Source organism: Micromonospora sp. URMC 106, from assembly GCF_051386395.1.
Classification (GTDB): domain Bacteria; phylum Actinomycetota; class Actinomycetes; order Mycobacteriales; family Micromonosporaceae; genus Micromonospora.
In genome coordinates this window covers 19411-27887 of record NZ_JBPQTP010000088.1, presented here as the reverse complement: position 1 = coordinate 27887, position 8477 = coordinate 19411, and the positions used below count along the sequence as shown (strand labels likewise).

The window sequence follows — 8477 nt, the reverse complement described above, 5'->3', positions numbered from 1 at the left end:
GGGTGAGGGGCGGGACGGTGGGTGGGTCAGTCAGGTGAGGGTTCGGGTGACCTTCTCCGTCGCGGCGCGGGGCTCCACGCGGGACGGGTCGAGGTTGGCGCAGAGGACCGCGCTGGCGCCGGCCGCCAGCGGAGCGAGCAACCAGTCGACCGGGTCGGGGTACGCGGCCGTGTCGACCAGTACCCGGTCGCCGGCCGCGATGCCGAGCGCGCCCGCACGGGCGGCAGCGCGGGCCAGCAGTTCCGTGTCGTCCGGGCCGGCGGCGTACGGGGTGAAGTGGTCCCCGTGCGCGCGCACCACCGAGACGTAGTCGGCGAAGCCGGGCGGAACCTGCCGCATCGGCAGGGCGAACGGGTCGAGGGCGAGGACGTACCGCTCGCCGGCCGACCAGGCGTCCGCCTCGGCGAGCCGGGCGGAGGCGGCGAAGAGCACGTCCACGTCGCCCGGCGTGTCGGCCACCCGCAGCCCGGCCGACCAGCATCCGAGCAGCACCGCCGCGGTCTGCCAGTGGGGCGGGAGCAGCACCCCGGCGGTGTCGCCGGGACCGACGGCCACCTCGTCGACGAGCAGGTTGGCCGTCTTGGCCACCCAGTTCGCCAGCGTCGCGCCGGACAGCTCGGTCCGCTCGCCGGTCGCGTCGTCGTACCAGGTCAGCAGCGGTCGGGTCGAGTCGGTCGCGATCGCGTCGACGAAGACCCGGGCAATGTTGTCGGCCATCGACGCGAACGATACGCCCCCACCGGCCGTACTCGATGACAACGACAAGTCGGCGTACCGTCGGGTCGCAGTCAGCGTCCGACCCGGGCCCCGGCGTAGGCTTTGCCCGGAGTGTTGTTTCCCACAGACCCGCCAGTTCAAGGAGTCGCCCCGTGACCGCCGGTCGCCCGCCCCGCGTGCTCATCGACGCCACGAGTGTCCCCGCCGACCGCGGCGGTGTCGGTCGATACGTCGACGGCCTGCTCGGCGCCCTCGGCAAGGTGTGCGGGTCGGGGGTGGAGCTGGCCGTGGTCAGCCTCCGCACCGACCTGGAGCGCTACACCCGGATGCTGCCCGGCGCGGAGATCATCCCCGCCCCGGCCGCCGTCGCGCACCGCCCCGCCCGACTCGCCTGGGAGCAGACCGGCCTGCCGCTGCTCGCCCAGCAGGTGGGCGCGCAGGTGCTGCACTCGCCCTTCTACACGTGCCCGCTGCGCGCCGGCTGCCCGGTCACGGTGACCGTGCACGACGCGACGTTCTTCACCGAGCCGGAGCACTACGACAAGTCCCGCCGCACGTTCTTCCGCAGCGCGATCAAGACCTCGCTGCGCCGCGCCGACCGGGTGATCGTGCCGAGCAAGGCGACCCGCGACGAGTTGATCCGGCTCCTCGACGCCGACCCGACGCGGATCGACGTCGCCTACCACGGGGTCGACCACGCCGCCTTCCACGCGCCCAGCGAGGAGGAGAAGGCCCGGGTCCGGGCCCGGCTGGGGCTCGGCGGCACCAGCTACGTCGCCTTCCTCGGCGCCAAGGAGCCCCGCAAGAACGTGCCCAACCTGATCCGCGGCTGGGCGCGGGCGGTGGGCGACCGGGACAACCCGCCGGCACTGGTGATCGCCGGCGGGCAGGGGCACGACGACGACATCGACCGCGCGGTGGCGGAGGTGCCGTCGCACCTGCGGCTGCTCCGCCCGGGCTACCTCCGCTACGCGGACCTGCCCGGCTTCCTCGGCGGGGCGCTGGTGGCTGCCTATCCGTCCTATGGCGAGGGTTTCGGCCTGCCGATCCTGGAGGCCATGGCGTGCGCCGCGCCGGTGCTCACCACGCCCCGGCTGTCGCTGCCGGAGGTGGGCGGCGACGCGGTCGCGTACACCAGCGAGGCCCCCGACCAGATCGCCGCCGACCTGGCGGCGTTGCTCGACGACGAGCAGCGGCGGTTGTCCCTGGCCAAGGCCGGTTTCGACCGGGCCAAGGAGTTCACCTGGGAGTCCAGCGCCGAGGTGCACATCGCGGCCTGGACCCGGGCCCGCGCCTGACGCCGGGGCGGCGGGGCGGCAACCCGGCGTCCGGGCGGGCGGGGTTCGGGCATGATGTGCTGATGCTCTACGCCGTCATCCCGGCGGGCGGCAGCGGCACGAGGTTGTGGCCGCTGTCCCGTGCCGGCCACCCCAAGTTCCTCCACCCGCTGACCGGCTCCGCCGCCTCGCTGCTGCAGGCCACGGTCGAGCGGCTGAGCCCGCTGACCACGGCCGAACGCACCCTGGTGGTCACCGGCACCGCGCACGTCACGGCGGTGGCGCGCCAGCTGGCCGGGCTGCCGGAGGAGAACATCCTGGTGGAGCCCTCGCCCCGGGACTCCTGCGCGGCGATCGCCCTGGCCGCCGCCGTCATCGCCCGGCGCGACCCGGAGGCGGTGATGGGCTCCTTCGCGGCCGACCACCTCATCGGCGACCCGGAGCGGTGGCGCGAGGTCGTCCGGGAGGCGGTACGCGGCGCCGAGCGGGGCCTGCTCATGACGGTCGGCATCACCCCGACCCGGGCGGAGACCGGCTACGGCTACCTCCAGACCGGCGACCCGGTCGACGGCGGCCCGCTGCGCCCGGTCGCCGAGTTCAAGGAGAAGCCGAGCGCGGAGGTGGCCGAGGCGTACCTGCGCTCCGGGCGGCACCTCTGGAACGCCAGCATGTTCGTCTGGCGGGTGGACGTCTTCCTCGCCGAACTGGCCCGCCAGCAGCCCGCCCTGCACGCCGGGATCGTCGCGATCGCCGAGGCGTGGGGCACCGAGGAGCAGGACGACGTGCTCGGCACGGTCTGGCCGACGCTGCCGAAGATCTCCGTCGACTACGCGGTGATGGAGGGCGCGGCGACCGCCGGGCGAGTGGCCACCGTGCCCGGCGACTTCGGCTGGAACGACGTCGGCGACTTCCACACCCTGGGCGAGGTGCTGCCGGCCGACTCCGACGGCAACGTGGTGCTCGGCGGCGACGCCAAGCCCGGCGTGCTGCTGCGGGACAGCTCGGGGCTGGTGGTGGTGCCGCACTCCGGGCGGCTGGTGGCCATCGTCGGCGTGCACTACCTGATCATCGTCGACACCCCGGACGCGCTGCTGGTCTGCCCGCGCGACCGGGCGCAGGACGTCAAGAAGATCGTCGACGAGCTCAAGGAACGGGGCGAAGAGGGGCTCGTCTGAGCGTCGCCAGGGCCGGGGCGACCAGGTGCGCCGTCCCGCCGGCCAGCGGCTGCGGCAGCCGGTCCGGCGGGAACCAGTCCAGCGCCTCGGACTCGTCGCTGACCCGGGCCGCCGCGCCGGGCGGGGCGAGGACGGCGAACCGGACGTCGTAGTGCAGGGAGCCGCCCTGGCAGCTCACCGGGTGGATGTCCACGTCGATCGGGACGGGGTCGATCCGCAGGCCGGCGATGCCGGACTCCTCGGCGGCCTCGCGCAGGGCGGCGCCGGCGAGCGTCCGGTCGGCCGGCTCGCAGTGCCCGCCGAGCTGCACCCACTTGCGGAACTTGCCGTGCAGGCAGAGCAGCACCCGCGACCCGGTGGCGTCGAGCACCAGCGCGCTCGCCGTGACGTGCCCGGGCCGGTGCGCCCGGCTCATCGCCACCGGCCCGGCGGCCAGCAGCCGCACCGTGCGGTCCCGGGCCTCGGCGGCGGCCGGGCCGGTCGGCTCCCACCGCTCAAGCGCGGCGACGGCGTCGGCGTGCAGCGCCGCGTACACCTCGGCGTCGGTCGGCGGAGACGTCCGGGGGTCGGCGGCGGCGGTGGGGGAGTCGGGCATGCCGACACTGTACGAGCCGGCGGTTCGTACCCTGGCCGGGTGACCCTGCGACTGCTGGAATTCGTCGTGGCCGGCAACGAGGCCAGCGACCTGCTGCCGGTGCGCTCCGCGGCGCTGCTGCGGGCGTACGGCGCCCGGCGCGGCTTCTGGACGGTGCTGGACGAGGGGCCGGTGGAGCGCTGCCTGGCCCTGCTGCTGGAGCGCGACGACGGCTGGGTCGCGCACCACGTGACCGCCGACGCCGGGGCCGAGAACGGCCGCACGGAGGACGGCGAGGCGCTCGCCCACCACGACGGCTGGGTGTACGTCTTCGGCTCGCACTTCGGCTCGAAGGGCGGCCCGCTGCGCCCGCGACGTGCCTTCGTGGCCCGGTTCCGGGAGGACGACGCGGCGGGTGGCACGCTGCCGGTGCGGGTGGTGCGCAACCGGTTCCGGCTGCACCGGGCGGTCAACGACGCGCTGCTCAAGGCGGCGTTCACCCCGCTGCCGCCCGGCGAGCGGGTGCGGGCCCGGTTCATCGGGGAGACCGTCGCGCGCGGCACCGCCCGGTCGAAGGGCTGGGTCAGCCGGCTCGTCCCCGACGACCTGCCGCTGAACGTCGAGGCCGCCGCCTTCACGCCGGCCGGCACCGTCCTGCTCGGGCTGCGCTTCCCGGTCACCGTCGACGGCGAGCCGATCCTGGTCGAGTTGACGGGCGTGCCGGGCATGTTCGACCCGACGCCGAGCTGGCCGGAGGCGGCGGGCGCGTACGTCCTGACCGGGGTGACCCCGCCCGGCGCGCTCGCTGGCTTCCGGGCGATCGCCCCGACCAGCGACGGCGGCTACGCGGCGGTCGTCGGGTCGATCGACGCGCTCGGCAAGGGCTCGGTGCTGCTCGACGACCATCCGACCGGCGGCGACGTCACCTCGCGGCACGTCCGCTTCCCCGCGCCCGGCGACGGGCATCTGGTCCCCGGCGAGCTGGTGGCCGACCTGGCGCCGTTCCACCACGTCGAGGGGCTGGCCGAGCTGGACGGGCACACCTTCTACGTCACCGACGAGGACCACCGCGTGGCGCTCTGGGTCGACTGAGCGCGGGACGCCGACGGGCGGGTGCTGGCGGCCGCGTGGACGAGCGGGCGGCGGCAGCGGGCCGGGCGGCGGCAGCGGTCGGGCCGACCGGACGGGCCGACGACCGGACGGCACCTCTGCGGAGCGGGCCCGCAGACCCTCGTGGTGCCGCCCGGTCGTCGGTCTTCCCCATCCCCCTGGGGCCCCCGGCTCGCGGGCGCGTCGCCGACGCGCCCGCCCCCGTGCGGGCTCTGGAAGCATGCCGAACCCCTGCCGGGGACGTCGAGGTTTTTCAGCTCAGGCTTAAAGACGGAGATAAGTGCCGTCCGGGTAGGCTGCAACGGTCAACCGGCACCCCCCTGCCGGGCGACACGGGAGCGCTCCATGCTGAAGATCTATTTCTCCGCCGAGGACATCCTCCGGACCCGGGTGGCTCCGGCGGCGGACCCGGTGTGGGAACTGGTCCTCAGCCTGCACCTGCTGCCGAACGGTCGGGACCCGCTGCTGGCGGGCTGGCGGCGCAGCGTGACGCGGGGGCTGCGCCAGGGCAGGGGCTCCGCCGGGCTGCGGCTGCTCCTGGCGCTCAACCCGCCCCGCGGCTACTTCCCCGACTTCCTCACCCCCTACGAGAGCCTGTCCGGGTTCGAGGCCGGCATGGAGGCCGTCCGGGGCACCCCCGTATCGCTGCTGCAACGCGACCTGACCCTGCTCGCCACCGGCAACACCCTGCCCTCCGCGGCCGGCGCGCTGGCCCGGGGCGAGCCGGGCACGCTGCACGACCTGACCGACGCGATGGAGCAGTACCGCGACCTGGCGATCGGCCCGTACTGGGCGCGGATCCAGGCCGCCGTGGAGGCCGACCGGGCCCGGCGGGCGCGGGCGCTGCTCGACGGCGGGGTGGAGGGGCTGCTGGCCAGCCTGCGGCCCGCCATGCACTGGGAGTCCGGGGTGCTCAAGGTGCGCGGCTACCCGCTCAGCCGCGAGCTGCACCTGGACGGGCGCGGCCTGCTGCTGGTGCCGTCGTTCTTCTGCGCGGCCACGCCGGTCGCCCTGCTCGACCCGGCGCTGCCGCCGGTCCTCGTCTACCCGGTGGACCGGCTGGGCGGCCTGCTGCCGGCGCCCGGCGAGGGCGCCGGGCCGGGCACGCCGGACACCGGGCGGGAGGCGCTGGCCGCGCTGCTCGGCCGCACCCGGGCCGCCGTGCTGGCGGTCAGCGACGACGGCTGCACCACCGGGGAGGTGGCCCGCCGGCTGAACATCTCGCCGGCGGCCGCCAGCCAGCACACCACCGTGCTGCGCAACGCCGGCCTCCTGGTCAGCCACCGCGACCGCAACACCGTGTTGCACACCCTCACCCCGCTGGGGCGGGCCATGCTCAACTCCTGAGCACCGGCCCCCGCCAGCGTGCCGGGAAGCCGGCGGACCGGCGGGCCGGCACGTTGGCGGAGGCCGGCGGAGCGGCGGGGCGGCGGGAGCGGATCCGCCGTTCGCAGCCGGGCCGACGGGAGCGGATCCGCGCCGTCAGAGGGCCAGGCAGGCGGCCGCCGGACTGCCGGCCGGCGGCGGCAGCGGGAGCGAGGCGACGCCCTCCGCCGCCAGCGCGCTGCGCAGCCGGTGCAGGTCGGCGCCGAAGCGGACCAGATCGGCCGGGTCGGCCGGAGAACCGAGCACCAGCGCCGTCGCGTCCGCCGGCCAGCCGGGCACGGCGGCGACCAGCCCGGCGCGTACGGCCTCGTCGGTGACCAGGGCGAACTCCGTGCCGGGCGCGACCACGCCAGCGACCGCGGCGATCGCCCGCCGCACCGCGTCCGGGTCGGGCGGGGTGGGGTTGGCGGCGTCCGGCAGGGTGGCGGCGGCGGCCAGCCCGGCGGCCTTCGCCTCGGCGGTGCCCAGCGAGAACAGGTCCATCGCGGCGTCCCGGACCAGCGTCGCCGCGCCGGCGCCGTCGTCGGGCCGGGGCGCGCCGAGGTAGCCGCGCACCACCGCGACGGGCATCTGGTCGCACTTGCCCTTGATCAGCTCGCCCGCGCCGGCCAGCTCGTCCACGACCGCCATCTGGGTGAGCTGGAGCTCGTTGCCGTACGGGTCGACCTCGCCCCGGTGGTCGCGGATTGCGTCCATGCCGGCGACGCCGAGCGCCACGTCGGTGAGCCCGTTGCGCCAGGGCCGGCCCATCGTGTCGCTGATGATCACCGCGACGTCGACGTGGTAGCGGTCGCGCAGGGCGGCGCGCAGCGCCCGGGCCGAGGCGTCCGGATCCTCGGGGAGCAGCACCAGCCGGGTCTTGTCGACGTTCGAGGCGTCGATCCCGGCCGAGGCCATGACGAAACCGTGGTGCGTCTGCACGATCCGGGTCGCGCCCCGGGTCGCCACCACCCGCGCCGTCTCGGCGGCCAGCACCTCGTCGCGGGCGGCGAGCCGCTCCGGCCCGTCCGCCGGGACGTCCACCAGCCGCCCCTCCGCCTTGGAGACGATCTTGCTGGTCACCACCAGCACGTCGCCGTCGCGCAGCCAGGGCGCGGCCGTGGCGATCAGAGCGGCGAGGTCGTCGCCCTCGGACACGTGGCCGATGCCCGGCACCGGCAGGATCTCCAGCCTCACGTCAACTCCAGCGCGGCGCGGACCATCGCCGCCGTCGCCGCCTCGTCGGTCATCAGCAGGGGCGCCGCGCGTACCGTCACCTCCGGCACCAGGGCGCCGGCGTCCTCCTCGGCGACGAGCCAGCCGTCGAGCAGCCCGCCGGCCGTCCGACCGCCGTAGAGGCGGCCCACGCCGGCCGCGCTGCACTCGACCCCGAGCACCTCCAGGCAGCGGTCCGCCATGCCGCGTACCGGCGCGCCGCCGATGATCGGCGACACGCCGACCACCGGGGCGGTGCCGTCGGCGACCGCCTCGCGCAGCCCCGGCACCGCCAGGATCGGGGCGATGCTCACCACGGGGTTGCTCGGCGCGATCAGCACCACGTCGGCTCCGGCGATCGCCTCGACCACGCCGGGCGCCGGCTTCGCGGTCTCCGCGCCGACGAAGACGAACCGGTGGGTGGGGATGTCGCCGCGGTGGCGCACCCACCACTCCTGGAAGTGGATCGCCCGCTGACCGCCGTCCGGTGCGGCCGCGCCGTCCGCGACCCCGGATCCCGCGGGCTCACTGCCCCCGCTCACCACGACGTGCGTCTCCAGCCGGTCGTCGGTCGCCGGCAGCAGGCGTACGCCCGGCTGCCAGCGGGTGGCGAGCGCCTCGGTGACGGCGTGCAGCGGGTAACCGGCGTTGACCATGGTGGTGCGCACCAGATGGGTGGCGATGTCCTTGTCGCCGAGCCCGAACCAGGTCGCCTCCGCGCCGTAGGCGGCCAGTTCCTGCTTGACCGTCCAGCTCTCGTCGACGCGACCCCAGCCCCGCTCCGGGTCGGCGCCGCCGCCCAGCGTGTACATGACGCTGTCCAGGTCGGGGCAGACCTTGAGCCCGTGCAGGAGCAGGTCGTCGCCGACGTTGACCACGGCGGTCACCTCGGCGCCGACCTCGCGGGCGTACGCCCGGACGCCGAGCAGGAAGCGGGCGCCCCCGATGCCGCCCGTCAGAACCACGATGCGCATGTCGACATCCTCGCGCACGGGCCGCCTCCGATCCGCCCGTGGCCGGGGAGACTAGGCTCACGTCGGCAAC

8 protein-coding genes are annotated in these 8477 nt (G+C 75.7%); 4 read left to right on the top strand and 4 right to left on the bottom strand.

From position 1 onward, the window contains the following. Positions 1-30: 30 nt before the first annotated feature. Positions 31-717, bottom strand: coding sequence for a TIGR03089 family protein (locus ACSNOB_RS23690; RefSeq protein WP_436688636.1), 687 nt, complete (start codon positions 715-717; stop codon positions 31-33). Positions 718-869: 152 nt separating this feature from the next. Between ACSNOB_RS23690 and ACSNOB_RS23685 the strand changes: the two genes are divergently transcribed. Continuing rightward, a complete protein-coding gene (locus ACSNOB_RS23685; protein WP_436688635.1) occupies positions 870-2015 on the top strand; it encodes a glycosyltransferase family 4 protein in 1146 nt (381 codons plus the stop codon). Positions 2016-2077: 62 nt separating this feature from the next. Continuing rightward, the gene (locus tag ACSNOB_RS23680; protein WP_436688634.1) at positions 2078-3169 is read left to right on the top strand and encodes a mannose-1-phosphate guanylyltransferase; all 1092 of its coding nucleotides are present in this window, start codon (positions 2078-2080) and stop codon (positions 3167-3169) included. Here ACSNOB_RS23680 and ACSNOB_RS23675 read toward each other — a convergent pair. After that, positions 3138-3764: an NUDIX hydrolase gene (locus ACSNOB_RS23675; protein WP_436688633.1), complete on the bottom strand. Its 627-nt coding sequence runs from the start codon at positions 3762-3764 to the stop codon at positions 3138-3140. The two genes, ACSNOB_RS23680 and ACSNOB_RS23675, sit on opposite strands and share 32 nt — an antisense overlap. A 39-nt stretch (positions 3765-3803) precedes the next feature. Here ACSNOB_RS23675 and ACSNOB_RS23670 point away from each other — a divergent pair, with 39 nt between their 5' ends. Further along, positions 3804-4835 (top strand): hypothetical protein, encoded by a 1032-nt coding sequence (locus ACSNOB_RS23670; protein WP_436688632.1) that lies wholly within the window; start codon positions 3804-3806, stop codon positions 4833-4835. A 363-nt stretch (positions 4836-5198) separates the two neighbouring features. Next, positions 5199-6200, top strand: a complete 1002-nt coding sequence (locus ACSNOB_RS23665) for a transcriptional regulator (RefSeq protein ID WP_436688631.1) — start codon at positions 5199-5201, stop codon at positions 6198-6200. A 135-nt stretch (positions 6201-6335) separates the two neighbouring features. On the opposite strand, the gene ACSNOB_RS23660 is transcribed toward ACSNOB_RS23665, so the two are convergent. Both ACSNOB_RS23660 and cofD read right to left on the bottom strand, forming a co-directional pair. Further along, entirely contained in the window at positions 6336-7415 is a 1080-nt protein-coding gene (locus ACSNOB_RS23660; RefSeq protein ID WP_436688630.1) for a coenzyme F420-0:L-glutamate ligase, read from the bottom strand. Next, positions 7412-8407 (bottom strand): 2-phospho-L-lactate transferase, encoded by a 996-nt coding sequence (cofD, locus tag ACSNOB_RS23655; protein ID WP_436688629.1) that lies wholly within the window; start codon positions 8405-8407, stop codon positions 7412-7414. Before cofD ends, ACSNOB_RS23660 begins: the two co-directional genes overlap by 4 nt. Positions 8408-8477 lie beyond the last annotated feature (70 nt).